We start from the raw sequence: 17,643 nt of genomic DNA on the forward strand, positions 1-17,643 counted from the left end.
CGGCGGGGAGCCGGGGGCGGACGGGGTCAGGCGCTGCGGCGCACCCGGTAGGCGTGGCCCTGCGCGCCCAGGTACTCGTGACCGCGCATCTCGCACCAGGCCGGGACGTCCAGCCGGGCCGCCTCGTCGTCGGCGAGCAGCAGTACCGTGCCGCCCACCGGCACCCGGTCGATCACCTTCGCCAGCTCGATCACCGGGATCGGGCACCGCTTGCCGCGGGAGTCGACGGTGAGCGCCGCCTCGCGGCCGGGGTCCGCGGTCTCCGGCCCGCCGTCCTCTCCGTCGGCCGCGCCGGCCCTCCCGGCCTCCCCGGCCTCCCGGTCCGCGGCGGCCGGCGCCGGCGGGGCGCCGGAGGGCGCCCGGAGCTGTGCGCGCACCTCCCGCACCGCTTCCGGCAGCACCGCCAGGAAGGCGTCGACGTCCGCCTCGGCCGTGCCCGGCGGCAGCGACACCCGGACGTTGCCCTCCGACAGCACCCCCATCGCGCGCAGCACATGACTGGGGATCAGCGTGCTGGAGGTGCACGAGGAGCCGGAGGAGACCGAGAACCCCGCCCGGTCCAGGGCGTGGAGCAGCGCCTCGCCGTCCACGTACAGGCAGGAGAACGTCACCACGTGCGGCAGCCGCCGCACCGGATCGCCCACCACCTCCACGTCCGGCACCAGCGCGGGCACCTCGGCGCGTACGCGGTCCACCAGGGCGCGCAGCCGTGCCGCCTCGGCGTCCGCCTCCGCCCGCACCGCCCGCAGCGAGGCCGCCGCCGCGACGATCGCCGGGAGGTCGGCGAAGCCGGGGGAGCGCCCCGACTCCCGCTCGTCCACCGGAGCCGGCGGGGCGAACCGCACACCCTTGCGTACCGCCAGCAGACCGACCCCGCCCGGGCCGCCCCACTTGTGGGCACTGGCCGCCAGCAGCGACCACCGCCCGGGCACCGGGCCCCATGCCAGGGACTGGGCGGCGTCCACCAGCAGCGGAACCCCGGCCTCGGCGCAGAACCCGGCCACCTCCTCCACCGGCTGCTCGGTGCCCACCTCGTGGTTGGCGGACTGCAGGCAGGCCAGCGCGGTCCCTCCTTCCGGGGAGCCGCTCTCCCGCAGCGCCGCGCCGAAGGCCGCCGCGTCCACCCGGCCCGTACGGTCCACCGGCACCCGGACCACCGTCCCGCCGCCGGCCTCGTGGGCCTCGGCGGCGTGGAGCACGGCGGAGTGCTCCACGGCGGAGACCACCAGGGCGCGGCCGGCCCGCCGCCTCCCGGCGAGGGCGCCCGCGATGCCGGTGTGCAGGGAGCGGGTGCCCGACGGGGTGAAGACCAGCTCGTCCGGGCGGCATCCCACCGCCTCGGCCGCCGCCTCGCGCGCCGCGTCCAGCAGCAGCCGGGCCCGCCGGCCCTCCCGGTGCAGCCGGGCGGGATCGGCCCAGCCCTCGTCGAGCGAGGCGAGCAGCGCCTGGCGGGCGACGGGGTGGAGGGGGAGCGAGGAGGCTGCGTCGAAGTAGGGCACACCGGCACGCTAACGCGCCCGCCGCCCCCGTGCGCCGGTGGGACCGTACGGGCCGCGGAGGCGGTCGTTCCGTCCCTGCCCCCTCCGTCCCGCCCCGGCACCGGCCCGATTCCGGCCCTGTTCCACCCCATCGGAGGGCCGCGCGGCGCGTTGGGCACCCTCCCCGCGCGACCCCAAATAGCGTCCAGTAGGGTTTGGTCCGCATAAACATCCAAACCCCTGCCCGCGCCAGGGCCGGCGCCCGACCACACACGGCCGAGCCCGGGCCGAGCGGGCGAGACTCTCGGGAAGGCGCTACGTGAGTCCCAACGGCTCCGACCGCTCGTCGCGGCGCCCGATGCGGCGGAAGCTGCCGCAGGCGCTTGCTGCGGGCCTGGTCCTGGCGACCGCCACCGGTTGCACATACAAGGACTTCCCCCGCCTCGGCATGCCCACCCCGGTCACGGAGGAGGCGCCGCGGATCCTCTCCCTGTGGCAGGGCTCGTGGGCGGCAGCGCTCGCGGTGGGCGTCCTGGTGTGGGGCCTGATCCTGTGGTGCGTCATCGTCTACCGGCGCACCAGGACCAAGGTCGAGGTACCTCCGCAGACCCGGTACAACATGCCCATCGAGGCGTTGTACACGGTGGTTCCGCTCATCATCATCTCGGTGCTCTTCTACTTCACGGCCCGTGACGAGTCCAAGCTCCTGGAGCTTTCCGAGAAGCCGGACCACGTGATCAACGTGGTCGGCTACCAGTGGAGCTGGGGCTTCAACTACCTGGAGGACGTGGACGGCGACACCTCCACGTCCAACATGGACGCCGACGAGCTCTCCGGCATCCCCGCCGACATGCTCGAGGCCGTCCCCGAGGGCGCCGAGGGCGTCTACACGGTGGGAACGCCGGGCGACCGGAACCCGCAGACCGGCAACCCCGGCCCGACGCTGTGGCTGCCCAAGGGCGAGAAGGTCCGGTTCATCCTGACCTCACGCGACGTCATCCACTCCTTCTGGGTCGTGCCGTTCCTGTTCAAGCAGGACGTCATCCCCGGTCACACCAACCAGTTCGAGGTGACCCCCGAGAAGGAGGGCACCTTCCTGGGCAAGTGCGCCGAGCTGTGCGGCGTCGACCACGCCCGGATGCTGTTCAACGTGAAGGTCGTCTCCCCGGAGCGCTACCAGCAGCACCTGGAGGAACTGGCGGAGAAGGGCCAGACCGGCTACATCCCGGCGGGCGGAGCCCGCCAAGAACGAGAAGGCCAGTAACCCGTGAGCATCCTCAACGAATCCCAGGGTGCCGCCGCAACGTCGGACCAGCCGGCGGCGACCCCCGCGCCCCTGCGCCGCAGCCGGCGCGGCAACCGTGTGATCCAGTGGCTGACCACCACCGACCACAAGACGATCGGCACGCTCTACCTGGTCACCTCGTTCTTCTTCTTCTGCGTCGGCGGCGTGCTGGCGCTGGTCATGCGTGCCGAGCTGGCCCGCCCGGGCCTGCAGGTCATGTCGAACGAGCAGTTCAACCAGGCGTTCACCATGCATGGCACGATCATGCTGCTGATGTTCGCCACCCCGCTGTTCGCCGGCTTCGCGAACTGGATCATGCCGCTGCAGATCGGCGCGCCCGACGTGGCGTTCCCGCGGCTGAACATGTTCGCCTACTGGCTGTACCTCTTCGGCTCGCTGATCGCGGTGGGCGGCTTCCTCACCCCCGACGGCGCCGCGAGCTTCGGCTGGTTCGCCTACACCCCGCTGAGCGACGTGGTCCACAGCCCGGGCGTCGGCGGCGACATGTGGATCATGGGCCTGGCCTTCTCCGGCTTCGGCACGATCCTCGGCTCGGTCAACTTCATCACCACGATCATCTGCATGCGCGCGCCCGGCATGACGATGTTCCGGATGCCGATCTTCACCTGGAACGTCCTGCTGACCGGTGTGCTGGTCCTGCTGGCCTTCCCGGTGCTGGCCGCCGCGCTCTTCGCCCTGGAGGCCGACCGCAAGTTCCACTCGCACATCTTCGACCCGTCCAACGGCGGCGCGCTGCTGTGGCAGCACCTGTTCTGGTTCTTCGGCCACCCCGAGGTCTACATCATCGCGCTGCCGTTCTTCGGCATCGTCTCCGAGATCATCCCGGTCTTCAGCCGCAAGCCGATCTTCGGCTACATCGGCCTGATCGCCGCCACCATCGCGATCACCGGCCTGTCGATCACCGTCTGGGCGCACCACATGTACGCCACCGGCGCGGTGCTGCTGCCGTTCTTCTCCTTCATGACGTTCCTGATCGCGGTGCCCACCGGCGTGAAGTTCTTCAACTGGATCGGCACGATGTGGAAGGGCTCGCTGAGCTTCGAGACGCCGATGCTGTGGACGATCGGCTTCCTGATCACCTTCCTCTTCGGCGGTCTGACCGGCGTCATCCTGGCCTCCCCGCCGCTGGACTTCCACGTCTCCGACAGCTACTTCGTGGTGGCGCACTTCCACTACGTGGTCTTCGGCACGGTCGTCTTCGCCATGTTCGCCGGCTTCCACTTCTGGTGGCCGAAGTTCACCGGCAAGATGCTCGACGAGCGGCTCGGCAAGATCACCTTCTGGACGCTGTTCATCGGCTTCCACACAACCTTCCTGGTCCAGCACTGGCTGGGCGCGGAGGGCATGCCGCGCCGGTACGCCGACTACCTGGCGGCCGACGGCTACACCGCGCTGAACACCTTCTCGACGATCAGCTCGTTCCTGCTGGGCATGTCGATCCTGCCGTTCTTCTACAACGTCTGGAAGACGGCGAAGTACGCGCCGAAGATCACGGTGGACGACCCGTGGGGCTACGGCCGCTCGCTGGAGTGGGCGACCTCCTGCCCGCCGCCGCGGCACAACTTCGTCTCCATGCCGCGGATCCGCTCGGAATCCCCGGCGTTCGACCTGCACCACCCGGAGATCGCGGCCATCGACCAGCTCGAGAACACCGAGGGTCCCGAGGGCCCGGTCCTCTCCGGTGCCAAGGAGGCCGGCAAGTGAAGATCCAGGGACGCATGTTCATCTGGCTGTCGGTCTTCATCCTGGCCGTCGCCATCATCTACGGCCTCTGGTCCAAGGAGCCGGTCGGCACCACCGCGCTGTTCATGTCCTTCGGCCTGTCGATCATGGTCGGCTACTACCTCGCCTTCACCGCCCGGCGGGTGGACACCGGGGCGCAGGACAACAAGGACGCGGACGTCGCCGACGACGCCGGCGAGCTGGGCTTCTTCAGCCCGCACAGCTGGCAGCCGCTCGTCCTGGCCGTGGGCGGGGCGTTCGCCTTCCTCGGCGTGGCCATCGGCTGGTGGCTGGTCTACATCTCCGCGCCGCTGCTGCTCATCGGCCTGTTCGGCTGGGTCTTCGAGTACTACCACGGCGAGAACCAGAACCAGTGAAACGGTAGGGAACCAGTAGCCCTACCCCCTCACGCACGGGTCATCTCCGGACACGTTCCGGAGATGACCCGTTCGTACGTATCCGGCTCGTCCGTTCCGAGCGGCGTTCCTACCGTTGCAGCATGAGTCGTGGATCACGCAGGACGGCAATGATCTGCTTCCTGATACTCGTGCCGCTCGCGGTGGGACCCGCCGCATGCAGCAGCGGTGAGCGGCCTCAGGACGCGGCCCCCTACGACGCCACCGCGCACGTCTCGCTGAACACCGGCGAGGACGGCCGTGCCGCGGACCCGGATGAGCCCCTGGAGATCACCGCCCGCGACGGCAACCGCATCACGGACGTCCGCGCGGTCGACACGGCGGGCCGCCGCCTGGAGGGCGCGCTCTCCGCCGACGGCTCCCGATGGCGCAGCGACACCCCACTGACCGGCGCCATGCGCTACACCGTCGTCGTCAGCACCGAGCGCGGCGACGGCTCCCCGGGCCGCCGTACCGCCGAACTCACCACCCGGGCGGCGACCGGCGGCAAGAGGCTTGAGGTGGACCTCGGCCCGGACGACGGCACCTACGGCGTCGGCCAGCCCATCACCGCCGAACTCAGCCGGCCGGTCAGGGACGCCGGGCAGCGCGCGATCGTGGAACGCGCGCTGACGGTCCGCTCCTCGCCCGCCGTCGAGGGCTCCTGGCGCTGGATGGACGACGACACCCTCCACTACCGCCCGCGCTCCTACTGGCCCGCGCACGCCACCGTCGAGGCGCGCGGCGCCCTGGAGGGCGTGTGGATCCGGGACGGGCTGCGCGGCGGGAGGACGGAGCCGCTGCGCATCCGCACCGGCGACCGCGTCGAGGCCGTCGTCGACATCGACGACAAGGAGATGACCGTCCGGAAGAACGGAGAGGTCCTCCGGACCGTTCCGGTCACCACCGGCAAACCCGGGTTCCGCACCCGCGAGGGCGTCAAGGTGGTGCTCGGCCGGCAGGCCGCCGTACGCATGACCGGCACCAGCATCGGCATCCCCGCGGGCAGCGCGGACTCCTACGACCTGGACGTCCAGTGGGCTGTGCAGCTCACCGACAGCGGCGAGTTCGTCCACGCCGCGCCCTGGTCGGCGGCGCACCACGGCAGGGACAACGTCAGCCACGGCTGCACGGGCATGAGCACCGAGAACGCCCGCTGGTTCTTCGACACCGTCCGCCGGGGCGACGTCGTCCGGCACGTGGGAGGGGACGGCCCGAGGATGCCGGCCTTCGGCAACGGCCTCGGCGACTGGAACCTCTCCTGGGAGCAGTGGCGCGGGGGCAGCGCCCTGAACTGACCGGCCGGGCGGTGCCGGGAGGCTCCGAAACCCCGAGACCCCGAAACTCCGAAAGGCACAGGGGCCGCCCGAAAGAGGTAAGGGCCGCCGCGGGCACCCCGGGTGCCCGCGGCGGCCCTCCGCCCGTGCGCGGGGCTTCTCTCAGGCGGCCGCGTGCTCGTCGCGGCGCAGCAGTCCGGCCAGGGCGTCGGCCAGGAGCACCGGGTCCACCGGGTGCGGAACGGCTGCCTCCGCCCGGCTCCAGGTGGCCAGCCAGGCGTCCTGCGGGCGGCCGATCAGCAGCAGGACGGGCGGGCAGTCGAAGATCTCGTCCTTGATCTGGCGGCACACGCCCATCCCGCCGGCGGGCGTCGCCTCGCCGTCCAGGACGCAGACGTCGATGCCGCCCTCCTCCAGGGCCGTGAGCACGGCGGGAAGCGTGGCGCACTCCACGTACTCGACCGGCGGCACGTCGGCGGCCGGTCGGCGCCCGGCGGCCAGCCGCACCTGCTCGCGGGTGTTGGCGTCGTCGCTGTAGACCAGCACCGTGGCGGTCGGCTGCATGGTTCCTCCGTGTCCTCGGGGAGTCCTTCGCGGGGTGTCTCGGGGTGTCTCAAGGTGTCTCAAAGGTCCACGGGCCCGTGGAGCACGGACCCCGGGCCGCGTGTGCCGTCGTTGGCGGATGCTACTCCGTCCCGGCCGCCCGCGTCAGGGATCCGGAAGGCCCGGATATGGGCCGTCTGAGCAGGACACGGGCCGTTGACACACCGAACAGGACCCCCCGAGGTGAGGGCCGGATAAGCGACCGACATAATGTCGGCGTGGCGACAGCAACAGCAGTAGATACCGGGCACGCGCACCCGTCGGTCAACAGGCCGAACCTCACCAGCGTCGGGACCATCATCTGGTTGAGTTCCGAGCTGATGTTCTTCGCGGCCCTCTTCGCGATGTACTTCACCCTCCGGTCGGTGACGGGAGCCGAGTACTGGACGGGGCAGGCGGACATCCTGAACCTTCCGTTCGCGGCGACGAACACCACGATCCTGGTGCTCTCCTCCCTCACCTGCCAGCTCGGCGTCTTCGCCGCCGAGCGCGGTGACGTGAAGAGGCTGCGCCTGTGGTTCGTGATCACGTTCATCATGGGTGCGATCTTCATCGGCGGCCAGGTCTTCGAGTACACCGAGCTGGTCCACGAGGGCGTCTCCATCTCCTCGGGGCCGTACGGGTCGGCGTTCTACCTGACCACCGGTTTCCACGGCCTCCACGTGACGGGCGGCCTGATCGCCTTCCTGTTCGTCCTCGGCCGGACGTACATGGCACGGCGCTTCACGCACCACCAGGCCACCGCGGCCATTGTGGTGTCCTATTACTGGCACTTCGTCGATGTCGTCTGGATCGGCCTCTTCGCCACCATCTACCTGATCAAGTGACCAGGCAGTAAGCCAGAAGCATCGACGCAGAAGATCCTGACACCGGGGTAATCCGTGAAAAAGCTCTCCGCACGACGGCGCCATCCGCTGGCGGCGCTCGTCGTCCTACTCTTCGCGCTGGCGGCCACCGGGGGGCTGTACGCCGCGTTCGCACCCGCGGACGAGGCGAAGGCCGACACCTCGGCTGCGTCCTCCCAGTCCCTCGCCATCGAGGAGGGCAAGAAGCTCTTCGCCACCGGCTGCTCCAGTTGCCACGGAACCGGCGGCCAGGGCACGAGTGACGGTCCCAGCCTCGTGGGCGTGGGCGCCGCGGCCGTGGACTTCCAGGTGGGCACCGGCCGCATGCCGGCCCAGTCCCCGGGCGCCCAGGCGCCCAAGAAGCCGCAGGTCTACACGCAGGCGCAGATCGACCAGCTCGCGGCCTACGTCGCCTCGCTGGGCCCCGGTCCGAGCATCCCGACCGAGGAGCAGTACGACCCCGCGGGCGCCGACAGCGCCGCGGGCGGCGAACTGTTCCGCACCAACTGCTCGCAGTGCCACAACTTCACCGGCGAGGGCGGCGCCCTCACCAACGGCAAGTACGCCCCCTCGCTCGACGGCGTCTCCGACAAGCACATCTACGAGGCCATGCTCACCGGCCCGCAGAACATGCCCGCCTTCCCCGACACGATCCTGCCGGAGAAGGAGAAGAAGGAGATCATCGCCTACATCCAGGATGTCCAGGGAGAGGACGAGAAGTCCCCCGGCGGCTTCAAGCTGGGCGGCTTCGGACCGGTCGCGGAAGGCATGTTCGCCTGGACGATCGTCCTCGCCCTTCTGATCGGCGTCGCCGTGTGGGTCGCGGCACGTACCGCCAAGGCCAGGAAGTCATGAGTAGCCACACCGGATCCCCAGACGTGCCCGACGAGAACCTGCCGGGCGAGCGCGCCCACGGCGGCGAGGCGGCCAGGGCCGAGAACCCGTTCGCCGACCCCGGGCTGCCGCCCCACGAGCCGCGCGTCCAGGACATCGACGACCGGGCCGCCAAGCGCTCCGAGCGTACGGTCGCCCTGCTGTTCACGGTCTCGATCCTGGCCACCATCGGCTTCATCGCCTCCTATGTGATCTTCCCGATCGACCAGTACGTCTTCATCTGGCCGCTCGGTGAGATCAGCGCCCTGAACTTCTCGCTGGGCATGACGCTGGGCATCGCCCTGTTCTGCATCGGCGCCGGCGCGGTCCACTGGGCCCGCACGCTGATGTCGGACCACGAGCTGATCGGCGAGCGCCACCCGATCGAGGCTGACGAGGAGACCCGTACGCAGGTCCTCGCCGACTTCGCCCAGGGCGCCAAGGAGTCGCAGCTCGGCCGCCGCAAGCTGATCCGCAACACCATGTTCGGCGCGCTGGCCGTGGTGCCGCTCTCCGGCGTGGTGCTGCTGCGCGACCTCGGCCCCCTGCCCGAGGACAAGCTGCGCCACACCGCCTGGGAGAAGGGCAAGCTGCTCGTCAACCAGAACACCGACGAGCCGCTGCGCCCCGAGGACATCACCGTCGGCTCCCTGGTCATGGCCAAGCCCCAGGGCCTCGAGGAGGGCACCCACGAGTTCATGGCGGAGATCGCCAAGGCCGCGGTCATGCTCGTCCGCCTGGAGCCGAAGGACATCAAGGACAAGCAGGAGCTGGACTGGTCCCACGAGGGCATCGTGGCCTACTCCAGGATCTGCACCCACGTCGGCTGCCCGGTCACCCTGTACGAGCAGCAGACCCACCACGTGCTGTGCCCGTGCCACCAGTCGACGTTCGACCTGGCCGACGGCGCGCGTGTGATCTTCGGCCCGGCCGGTCACCCCCTGCCGCAGCTGCGGATCAGTGTCAACGAAGACGGCTACCTCGAGGCGCAGGGCGACTTCGCGGAGCCCGTCGGCCCGAGCTTCTGGGAGCGCGGATGAGTACTGCAAGCGACGCCCCGAAGCGCCGGGGCAAGGCGCCCGCCGGCGAGCGGGTCGCGGACTGGGCCGACGGCCGGCTGGGTGTCTACAGCCTGGCCAAGGCCAACATGCGGAAGATCTTTCCGGACCACTGGTCCTTCATGCTCGGAGAGGTCTGCCTCTACAGCTTCATCATCATCATCCTGACCGGTGTCTACCTGACGCTGTTCTTCAACCCGAGCATGGGCGAGGTGGAGTACCACGGCGCCTACGTGCCCATGCAGGGCGTGCACATGTCGGAGGCGTACGCCTCGACCCTGGACATCAGCTTCGACGTCCGCGGCGGTCTGCTCATGCGGCAGATCCACCACTGGGCCGCGCTGGTGTTCCTGGTGGGCATGTTCGTCCACATGATGCGCGTGTTCTTCACCGGCGCGTTCCGCAAGCCGCGCGAGATCAACTGGCTGTTCGGCTTCCTGCTGCTGGTGCTGGGCATGTTCACCGGCTTCACCGGCTACTCCCTGCCGGACGACCTGCTCTCGGGCACCGGTATCCGGTTCATGGAGGGCGCGGTCCTGTCCGTGCCGGTGGTCGGCACCTACCTCTCCTTCTTCATCTTCGGAGGGGAGTTCCCGGGAACGGACATCATCCCGCGGTTCTTCGTGGCCCACGTCCTGCTGCTGCCGGGCATCATGCTGGGCCTGGTGGTGGCCCACCTGATCCTGGTCTTCTACCACAAGCACACCCAGTTCGCCGGTCCCGGACGGACCGAGAAGAACGTCGTCGGCATGCCGCTGCTGCCGGTCTACATGGCCAAGGCGGGAGGCTTCTTCTTCCTGGTCTTCGGCGTCATCTCGGTCATCGCCGCGACGTTCACCATCAACCCGATCTGGGTGCTCGGCCCGTACCGCCCGGACCAGGTGTCCACCAACGCGCAGCCCGACTGGTACATGGGCTTCTCCGAGGGACTGATCCGCGCGATGCCCGCGTGGGAGATGGTGCTGCCCGGCGGCTACACCCTCAACCTGGGCGTGGCCATCCCGCTGGTGGTCATCTTCCCGCTGATCCTGACGTCGATCGCGGTGTACCCGTTCATCGAGTCCTGGATCACCGGCGACAAGCGCGAGCACCACATCCTGGACCGCCCGCGCAACGCCCCGACGCGCACCGCGTTCGGCGCGGCCTGGATCAGCCTGTACTTCCTGCTGCTGGTCGGCGGCGGCAACGACCTGTGGGCGACCCACTTCAACCTGTCGATCAACGCCATCACCTGGTTCGTCCGCATCGGCTTCTTCCTGGTGCCCGTGGTCGTCTTCATCGTCACCAAGCGGATCTGCCTGGGGCTGCAGCGGCGCGACCGCGAGAAGGTGCTGCACGGCCGCGAGAGCGGCATCATCAAGCGGCTGCCGCACGGTGAGTTCGTCGAGGTGCACGAGCCGCTCTCGCAGGAGCAGCTCCACACGCTCACCGCGCACGAGCAGTACAAGCCGCTGGAGATCGGCCCGGAGACGGACGAGAACGGCGTGCGGCGCAAGGTCGGCCCCGTCCAGAAGCTCCGTGCCAGGCTCAGCCGGGGCTACTACGGCGAGGACAGCCAGGTCCCCAAGCCGACCGCGGAGGAGTTCAAGGAGCTCACCAGCAGCCACGGTCACGGCCACTGAGCCGCGGCCACCGAGTCCGGTACCGGATATCGCCACACGTGAGGCCCCGGCCCTCCTCCGAGAGGGCCGGGGCCTTCGGCGTTCCGGGGCTGTCCGGACTGCGGGCAGCGGCCGTGGAGGCCGCCGCGCGCCGTTAGGCTGGCCGCGGGCCGCCGAGCCGATCCGGCCGCCCCCGTATCCGACCACGCCAGGAGTGATTCCCATGAGCGCTGCTACGACCACCGGAGGCGACACCGTGGCGGCGCGCACCTGGCCGGACGTGCTGAGCGCCCTGCTGGCCGGCGAGGACCTGCCCGCCGGGAGCACCGCCTGGGCGATGGACCAGATCATGCGGGGCGAGGCGACCGACGCCCAGATCGCCGGGTTCGCGGTGGCGCTGCGCGCCAAGGGCGAGACGGTCGGCGAGGTCACCGGACTGGTCCGCGCGATGTACGAGCACGCCAAGGTGATCGAGGTGCCCGGCCCGTCGGTCGACATCGTCGGGACCGGCGGCGACCGGGCCAGAACGGTGAACATCTCGACGATGTCCGCGATCGTGGTGGCCGGGACGGGCGCGCGCGTGGTCAAGCACGGCAACCGCGCGGCCTCCAGCGCGTCCGGTTCCTCGGACGTCCTGGAGAAGCTGGGCGTCAACCTGGAGCTGAGCCCCGAGCGGGTCGCCGAGGTCGCGGCCGAGGCCGGGATCACCTTCTGCTTCGCGGTGAGGTTCCACCCCTCGCTGCGCCACGTGGCCGCCGCGCGCAAGGAACTGGGCGTCGCGACCACCTTCAACTTCCTCGGCCCGCTGACCAACCCGGCCCGGGTGGGCGCCCAGGCCACCGGGGTCGCCGACGCCCGGATGGCGCCGATCATGGCGGGGGTGCTCGCCGAGCGGGGGACGTCCGCGCTGGTCTTCCGCGGCGACGACGGCCTGGACGAGCTGACGGTGACGGGCACCTCGACGGTGTGGGTGGTACGGGACGGCGAGGTCCGCACCGAGACCTTCGATCCGCGCGACGTCGGCATCCCCCTGGTTCCGCTGGAGGCCCTGCGCGGTGCGGACGCCGCCCACAACGCGGACGTGGCCCGGCGGCTGCTGGAGGGGGAGAGGGGGCCGGTGCGGGACGCCGTCCTGCTGAACTCCGCGGCCGCCCTGGCCGCGCTGGAGCCCACCGGGGCGCCGCTGGCCGAGCAGATCGCCGCGGGCATGGAGCGGGCCGCCCACTCCATCGACTCCGGCGCGGCCAAGGCGGCGCTGGAGCGCTGGGTGGCGGCCAGCAACGCCTGAGGCGGCCCTCCCCGCCTCCCCGCCCGGGGCATGGCTCCGGGCCCCGTAGCGGGACGGGCCCGTCCGCGGACCGGGTCCGGTCGGCGCCGGGGCGGCCGAGACGGCGGAGCCCCGGCACACGCGGTGTGCCGGGGCCTTCCGGTGCGCGGCGGCCCGGGGCCGCCGCGGGGCTCAGGAATCGAGCCCGATGGCGAAGGCGGCCTCCAGGTCGTGCTGGGAGTAGGTCCGGAAGGCGATGTGGGTCTCGGTGGACTCCACACCGGGAACCTTGCTGATGCGGCCCGGGATGACCTCCGCGAGATCGTCGTGCCGGGCCACCCGCACCATGGCGATCAGGTCGTGCGCGCCGGTCACCGAGTAGACCTCGCTGACCCCCTCCAGCGCGGCGATCTGCTCGGCGATCTCCGGGATGCGGTCGGTGGTGGTCTTGATGAGCACGATCGAGGTGATCACGGTTTTCCCTTCTTCGGGGGAGGGGCCGCGGCGGCGCCCCGGTGGGCCCTTCGCTCTCGTGGTCCCACCACCGGCGGAACTGGCCTGCTCACTGTAGCCCGCCGCCGGCGGCGGGCTCACGGGCACGGGGGAGGGGACGGGCGCCGCCGGAGAGGGCCGGCGGTCCGGCCCCGCGGATGGTGTCGGCTCGGATACGGGCCGCCCGCCGCGGCGCGCCCGGTGGTCGCCAGGCCGTAGGGTTGCGGGGATACCCCCGGCCGGGTGCCCGGGGTGCGCGCACCGCGGAGACATCTCCGCCATCCGGGGCACCCGGGTACCGGAGCGCCGGAGAGGGCGGAACGGCAGGACGGCAGGACGAGACAGCAGGACCCGAGTAGACGCGGCAGTGGACGCGCCGGCTGCGCCGAGGGCGGCGGTGCGGGAAGACCTGAGGAGAGGACGGAACGATGCCGGTTCCCCGACCGAACGAAGGATCGCGGTGGCGCTGCACGATGTGCGGCAATCTCACCCGCTTCGACGTGACGCGCTCCAGCAAGGTGGTGGAGTACGTCCATCTGGACCTGGCCGGGGAGCCGAGGGTCGAGGAGCGCGAGGTGCTCAGTGAGACGATCGAGTCGGTGCGCTGCCGTTGGTGCAACGCGGTGGACCAGGTCGAGCTGGTGGACCGTCCCGGCTCCGGCGCGCAGGTGTGACGACGGGCGGGTGTGAACCGTGGTGGAACGGACGGGTGGTGAGCGCGGACCGGGTGAGCCCGGCGAGGAGGCGCTCGACCGCCCGCTGCCCGAGAAGGTGCGCCGCCGGGTGGTGGCGCTGACGGGCGACGCGCTCGGCGGCCTCACCGTCGCCGAACTCCCCGTCCCCCTGAGGCAGTACGCCCGTTTCACCCCCCAGCGGCGGGTCAGGTTCGCGGGCAACGCGATGGCCGCCGCCCTGGAGAGCGACCCGGCCTTCCGGCGGCGCATCGCCGACCGGCTGTGCGAGGCGCTGCCGGAGCTGGCCGACTCCGTCCGGGGCGGTACGTTCCCGGCCGCCGCCGACCCCGTGGACGTGGCCGCGGTCGCGTACGTGCTGCGGCCGGAGGGCTGGGCCAAGCTCGTCGCCGCCGCGGGCGAGGAGGCCCAGCGGGCGCAGGCCGAACGCGCCGGCGAGGAGGCCGAACGGGAACTGGCCCGGCTCCGTGAGGAACTGGCGCAGGCCCGGGCGGCCGGGCGCGCCCACGCCGAGGGGCTCCGCGCGGAGCTGGAGGCCGCCCGCAAGGAGGCCGACTCCCTGCACCGCAGGCTGCGCAGCGCACTCAGCGACGTCAAGCGCGGCGAGGCCGCGGTGCGCAAGGCGCGGGCCGAGCTGGAGGAGGTGCGGACCGCGGCCGCCGCGGAGAAGGCCGCGGCCGAGAGCGAGGCGCGCCGGCTGCGGTCGCGGCTGGCGGAGGCGGAGGCGGCCCTGGAGGCCGGCCGCCGCGCGGTGCGCGAGGGGCGCAGCGTGGAGGACATGCGTCTGCGGCTGCTGCTGGACACGGTGCTGGACGCCGCCCAGGGGCTGCGGCGCGAACTCGCCCTGCCGCCGGTCACGCACCGCCCGGCCGAGACCGTGGACGCGGTCGAGCCGGGCCGGATGACCCCCAAGGACATCGCCCGGCGCGCCCTGTCGGAGGAGGACCCCGCGCTGCTCGACCAGTTGCTGGCACTGCCCCAGGCGCACCTGGTGGTGGACGGCTACAACGTCACCAAGACCGGCTACCCGTCGCTGCCCCTGGAGAAGCAGCGGCTGCGGCTGCTGGGCGGACTGGCGGGGCTGGCGGCCCAGACGGGCGCCGAGGTGACCTGTGTCTTCGACGGGGCGGAGCTGGCCGCTCCGGTACTGCTGGCGCCACCGCGGGGGGTGCGGGTGCTGTTCAGCAAACCCGGGCAGACCGCCGACGAACTGATCCGGCGTCTGGTGCGCGCCGAGCCGCCCGGCCGTCCGGTGGTCGTCGTCTCCACCGATCGCGAGGTGGCCGACGGCGTGGCCGCGGCCGGAGCCCGTCCGGTGGCATCGGTGCTGCTGCTGCGCAGGCTCGGCCGCACCTGACGCCCCGGCGCGCCGCCCGGTTCCGCGTCCGATGCCGTGTCATCTTCCCGCGGGAGTCCGGAATGTCCGCCGGATGCGGCACTCAGCGTCAGACCGCGGTCGCCGACAGTGGGGCGATGGTAAAGGATGTGGCCGACGGGCGAGATTTTTCCTATGAGGATTTGAAGCGATCACCATGCATGGCTAGTGTCTGGCCCGAACCTCTGCGCAGTTGATCACCCAACCGGGGTGGCAGCGGAGGAACCGCCGAATCCGCGGCGCTCATCGCGGAGCCGGGTGGCCCCCGGGTCGCTCCCGGCAGGCGGCTGAGGAAGAAGGAGCTCGCCCCAGTGGCGTCCCACCGTCGACCCAAGCAGCCGAACCGCACACGGGTGACCGTGCTCACCGCGACCGCAGCGGCGGCGGTCGCACTGACCTCCCAGACGGCCCAGGCCGAACCCAAGCCCACCAAGAGCGAGGTCAAGGCCAAGGTCGACAAGCTCTACGAAGAGGCCGAGCACGCCACGGAGAAGTACAACGGCGCCAAGGAGAAGCAGGAGAAGCTGCAGAAGCAGGTCGGCAACCTCCAGGACAGCGTCGCACGCGGTCAGGGAGAGCTGAACGACCTGCGCGACAGCCTCGGTTCGATGGCCACGGCCCAGTACCGCAGCGGCGGCCTCGACCCGTCCCTGCAGCTGTTCCTCTCCTCCGACCCCGACGACTACCTCGCCAAGGCCTCCGCGCTCGACCAGCTCGGCAGCAAGCAGGCCGGCGCGCTGAAGAAGATCCAGGCCAAGCAGCGGACCCTCTCGCAGCAGCGCGAGGAGGCCTCCGAGAAGCTGAAGGACCTGGAGGACACCCGCAAGGAACTCGGCGACAAGAAGAAGAAGATCCAGGGCAAGCTCGCCGAGGCCCAGCGGCTGCTGAACACCCTCACCGCGCAGGAGCGCGCCGAGCTCGCCAGGGAGGAGGAGCGCGCCAACCGCGCCTCCTCGGCCCGCGTGGACCTCGGCAGCTCGGCCTCCGCCACGCAGCGCGCCTCGGCCGCCCTCAGCGCGGCCAAGTCCAAGCTCGGCTCCCCCTACGTCTGGGGCGCGACCGGCCCGAGCTCCTTCGACTGCTCCGGGCTGACCTCCTGGGCGTACAGCCAGGCCGGCGTCTCCCTGCCGCGCACCTCGCAGGCCCAGGCCAGTGCGGGCACCCGCATCTCCCAGAGCCAGCTCGCCCCCGGCGACCTGGTCTTCTTCTACAGCGACCTGCACCACGTCGGCCTCTACGCGGGCAACGGGCAGATCCTGCACGCCCCGAAGCCCGGCGCCAACGTCCGCTACGAGTCGATCAACAACATGCCGTTCATGTTCGGCGTGCGCGTCTGACCGGCCGCCGTCCCAGCTCCCAGGCCTCCTCCGTACGGGTGAAACCCGGCGGGGGAGGCTTTTCGCTGCCCCCTTCCGCGTCCCGCCGCCGACCCGGCCTTTGACCTGTGCCCCCTCCCGCGCCGGGGAGGGACACGGCGGCCCGGACGGTGCGGCGGTCCGTGAACCGAGCGTGCCGGTGCGGCTACTGTCGGCGGCCACCGTCCACCGAAGCGGAAGGGAGAGCGGTCCCGCCGTGGTCTCGCAGCCTTCGCCCCGACACGCCCCCCGCCGTCCCGGCTCCCGCCGGCGCGCCCAGCCCTCCGGCCTGTCCGGGCTGGGCACCAGGGTCACCGCGCTGTCCGCCGCCGCGGGCGCGGCGGCGGTGCTGACGGCGGCCCCGGCGGGCGCCGACCCCGCGGGCGGCCCGTCCCCGGCCGCGCTGAGCGCGCGCGTGGACCGGCTCTACGCCGACGCGGAGCGGGCCACCGAGCGGTACAACACGGCCTCCGAACGCGTGGAGGACCTGCGCGAGCAGGTCGAGCGGGCCCAGGACGGAGCCGCGCGCGACCAGGCCAGGGTCAACCGGATGCGCGGGGACCTGGGCTCCCTGGCGAGCGCGCAGTACCGCTCCGGCGGCATCGACCCGGCCCTCGCGCTGATCCTCTCCGAGGGGCCGGAGGAGTACCTCGCCAAGGCCGCCACCCTCGACCGGATCAACAGCCGCCAGACGGCCAAGCTCAAGGCGTTCCGCAGCGCGGTGCGCGCGCTGGAGCAGCAGCGCACCGAGGCCGGCGGGAAACTCGCCGAACTGCGGCGCCAGCGCGAGGCCCTGGGCGAGCACCGCGAAGCCGTGCAGCGCAAGCTCGCGGCCGCCCAGCGGCTGCTCAACCGGCTCCCGCGCGAGGAGCGTTCCGCCCGCGGGCACGCGTCGCGCGGCGCCGAGCGCCCCGGCGCGCCGATGGAGCCGGCCCCCTCACCGCGGGCCGCCGCGGCGGTCGCCGCGGCCCGCGGGGCGGTCGGCGCGCCGTACGCCTGGGGCCAGGCCGGCCCCCACGCCTTCGACTGCTCGGGCCTGACCTCCTGGGCGTACGCCCGGGCCGGGGTCTTCCTGCCGCGCACCTCGCAGGGGCAGCTGCACGCCGGGCGGCACGTACCGCTGGAGCAGGCGCTCCCCGGCGACCTGGTCGTCTACCGGTCGGACGCCAGCCACGTGGGGATGTACGTCGGCGGCGGCCGGGTCGTCCACGCCCCCCGCCCCGGAGCGCAGGTGCGGTACGACCCGGTCGGGATGATGCCGGTCGCCGCCGTGGTCCGCCCCTGACCCCGCCCTTCCGGCCCCG

General features: G+C 71.8%; 16 protein-coding genes. 13 read left to right on the forward strand and 3 right to left on the reverse strand.

Annotated features, from left to right (window positions below; translation table 11 throughout):
- Positions 1 to 26 precede the first annotated feature (26 nt).
- Entirely contained in the window at positions 27 to 1,499 is a 1,473-nt protein-coding gene (locus tag BMY40_RS03345; RefSeq protein WP_093655110.1) for a cysteine desulfurase/sulfurtransferase TusA family protein, read from the reverse strand.
- Between the two features lie 298 nt (positions 1,500 to 1,797).
- On the opposite strand from BMY40_RS03345, the gene ctaC reads away from it, so the two are divergent.
- The 4 genes from ctaC to BMY40_RS03365 all read left to right on the forward strand — a co-directional run bounded on the left by ctaC (position 1,798) and on the right by BMY40_RS03365 (position 6,199).
- Entirely contained in the window at positions 1,798 to 2,742 is a 945-nt protein-coding gene (gene ctaC / locus BMY40_RS03350; protein WP_093655112.1) for an aa3-type cytochrome oxidase subunit II, read from the forward strand.
- Positions 2,743 to 2,745: 3 nt separating this feature from the next.
- Positions 2,746 to 4,488 carry an aa3-type cytochrome oxidase subunit I gene (gene ctaD, locus BMY40_RS03355; RefSeq protein ID WP_093655114.1) on the forward strand — a complete coding sequence of 581 codons (1,743 nt, stop codon included), beginning with the start codon at positions 2,746 to 2,748 and terminating at the stop codon, positions 4,486 to 4,488.
- The gene (locus BMY40_RS03360) at positions 4,485 to 4,883 is read left to right on the forward strand and encodes a cytochrome c oxidase subunit 4 (RefSeq protein WP_093655116.1); all 399 of its coding nucleotides are present in this window, start codon (positions 4,485 to 4,487) and stop codon (positions 4,881 to 4,883) included. The genes ctaD and BMY40_RS03360 overlap by 4 nt, the downstream gene beginning before the upstream one ends.
- Before the next feature lie 122 nt (positions 4,884 to 5,005).
- The gene (locus tag BMY40_RS03365; protein WP_093655118.1) at positions 5,006 to 6,199 is read left to right on the forward strand and encodes a L,D-transpeptidase; all 1,194 of its coding nucleotides are present in this window, start codon (positions 5,006 to 5,008) and stop codon (positions 6,197 to 6,199) included.
- A gap of 141 nt (positions 6,200 to 6,340) precedes the next feature.
- Here BMY40_RS03365 and BMY40_RS03370 read toward each other — a convergent pair whose 3' ends face one another.
- Positions 6,341 to 6,742 carry a response regulator transcription factor gene (locus BMY40_RS03370; protein ID WP_093655120.1) on the reverse strand — a complete coding sequence of 134 codons (402 nt, stop codon included), beginning with the start codon at positions 6,740 to 6,742 and terminating at the stop codon, positions 6,341 to 6,343.
- Positions 6,743 to 6,999: 257 nt separating this feature from the next.
- On the opposite strand from BMY40_RS03370, the gene ctaE reads away from it, so the two are divergent.
- The 5 genes from ctaE to trpD all read left to right on the forward strand — a co-directional run bounded on the left by ctaE (position 7,000) and on the right by trpD (position 12,446).
- Positions 7,000 to 7,608, forward strand: coding sequence for an aa3-type cytochrome oxidase subunit III (gene ctaE, locus BMY40_RS03375; protein ID WP_093655122.1), 609 nt, complete (start codon positions 7,000 to 7,002; stop codon positions 7,606 to 7,608).
- 54 nt (positions 7,609 to 7,662) lie between these two features.
- Complete coding sequence (gene qcrC / locus BMY40_RS03380; RefSeq protein ID WP_093655124.1) at positions 7,663 to 8,481, forward strand: cytochrome bc1 complex diheme cytochrome c subunit; 819 nt, start codon at positions 7,663 to 7,665, stop codon at positions 8,479 to 8,481.
- Positions 8,478 to 9,539 carry a cytochrome bc1 complex Rieske iron-sulfur subunit gene (gene qcrA, locus BMY40_RS03385; protein WP_093655126.1) on the forward strand — a complete coding sequence of 354 codons (1,062 nt, stop codon included), beginning with the start codon at positions 8,478 to 8,480 and terminating at the stop codon, positions 9,537 to 9,539. The genes qcrC and qcrA overlap by 4 nt, the downstream gene beginning before the upstream one ends.
- The gene (gene qcrB, locus BMY40_RS03390; protein ID WP_093655128.1) at positions 9,536 to 11,179 is read left to right on the forward strand and encodes a cytochrome bc1 complex cytochrome b subunit; all 1,644 of its coding nucleotides are present in this window, start codon (positions 9,536 to 9,538) and stop codon (positions 11,177 to 11,179) included. Before qcrA ends, qcrB begins: the two co-directional genes overlap by 4 nt.
- Before the next feature lie 202 nt (positions 11,180 to 11,381).
- Positions 11,382 to 12,446 (forward strand): anthranilate phosphoribosyltransferase, encoded by a 1,065-nt coding sequence (gene trpD / locus BMY40_RS03395; RefSeq protein WP_093655130.1) that lies wholly within the window; start codon positions 11,382 to 11,384, stop codon positions 12,444 to 12,446.
- Between the two features lie 171 nt (positions 12,447 to 12,617).
- On the opposite strand, the gene BMY40_RS03400 is transcribed toward trpD, so the two are convergent.
- A complete protein-coding gene (locus BMY40_RS03400; RefSeq protein WP_093655132.1) occupies positions 12,618 to 12,899 on the reverse strand; it encodes an Lrp/AsnC family transcriptional regulator in 282 nt (93 codons plus the stop codon).
- Positions 12,900 to 13,345: 446 nt separating this feature from the next.
- On the opposite strand from BMY40_RS03400, the gene BMY40_RS03405 reads away from it, so the two are divergent.
- The 4 genes from BMY40_RS03405 to BMY40_RS03420 all read left to right on the forward strand — a co-directional run bounded on the left by BMY40_RS03405 (position 13,346) and on the right by BMY40_RS03420 (position 17,624).
- On the forward strand, positions 13,346 to 13,591 hold the full coding sequence (locus tag BMY40_RS03405) for a hypothetical protein (RefSeq protein ID WP_093655134.1): 246 nt from the start codon (positions 13,346 to 13,348) through the stop codon (positions 13,589 to 13,591).
- Between the two features lie 22 nt (positions 13,592 to 13,613).
- Positions 13,614 to 14,966: an NYN domain-containing protein gene (locus BMY40_RS03410; protein WP_093655136.1), complete on the forward strand. Its 1,353-nt coding sequence runs from the start codon at positions 13,614 to 13,616 to the stop codon at positions 14,964 to 14,966.
- Between the two features lie 329 nt (positions 14,967 to 15,295).
- Positions 15,296 to 16,321 (forward strand): C40 family peptidase, encoded by a 1,026-nt coding sequence (locus BMY40_RS03415; protein WP_093655138.1) that lies wholly within the window; start codon positions 15,296 to 15,298, stop codon positions 16,319 to 16,321.
- A 235-nt stretch (positions 16,322 to 16,556) separates the two neighbouring features.
- Positions 16,557 to 17,624: a C40 family peptidase gene (locus BMY40_RS03420; protein ID WP_425443064.1), complete on the forward strand. Its 1,068-nt coding sequence runs from the start codon at positions 16,557 to 16,559 to the stop codon at positions 17,622 to 17,624.
- The last annotated feature ends 19 nt before the right edge of the window (positions 17,625 to 17,643 follow it).

Origin of the sequence: Streptomyces radiopugnans, from assembly GCF_900110735.1 — a bacterium.
In the GTDB taxonomy this organism is placed as follows: Bacteria; Actinomycetota; Actinomycetes; order Streptomycetales; family Streptomycetaceae; genus Streptomyces; species Streptomyces radiopugnans.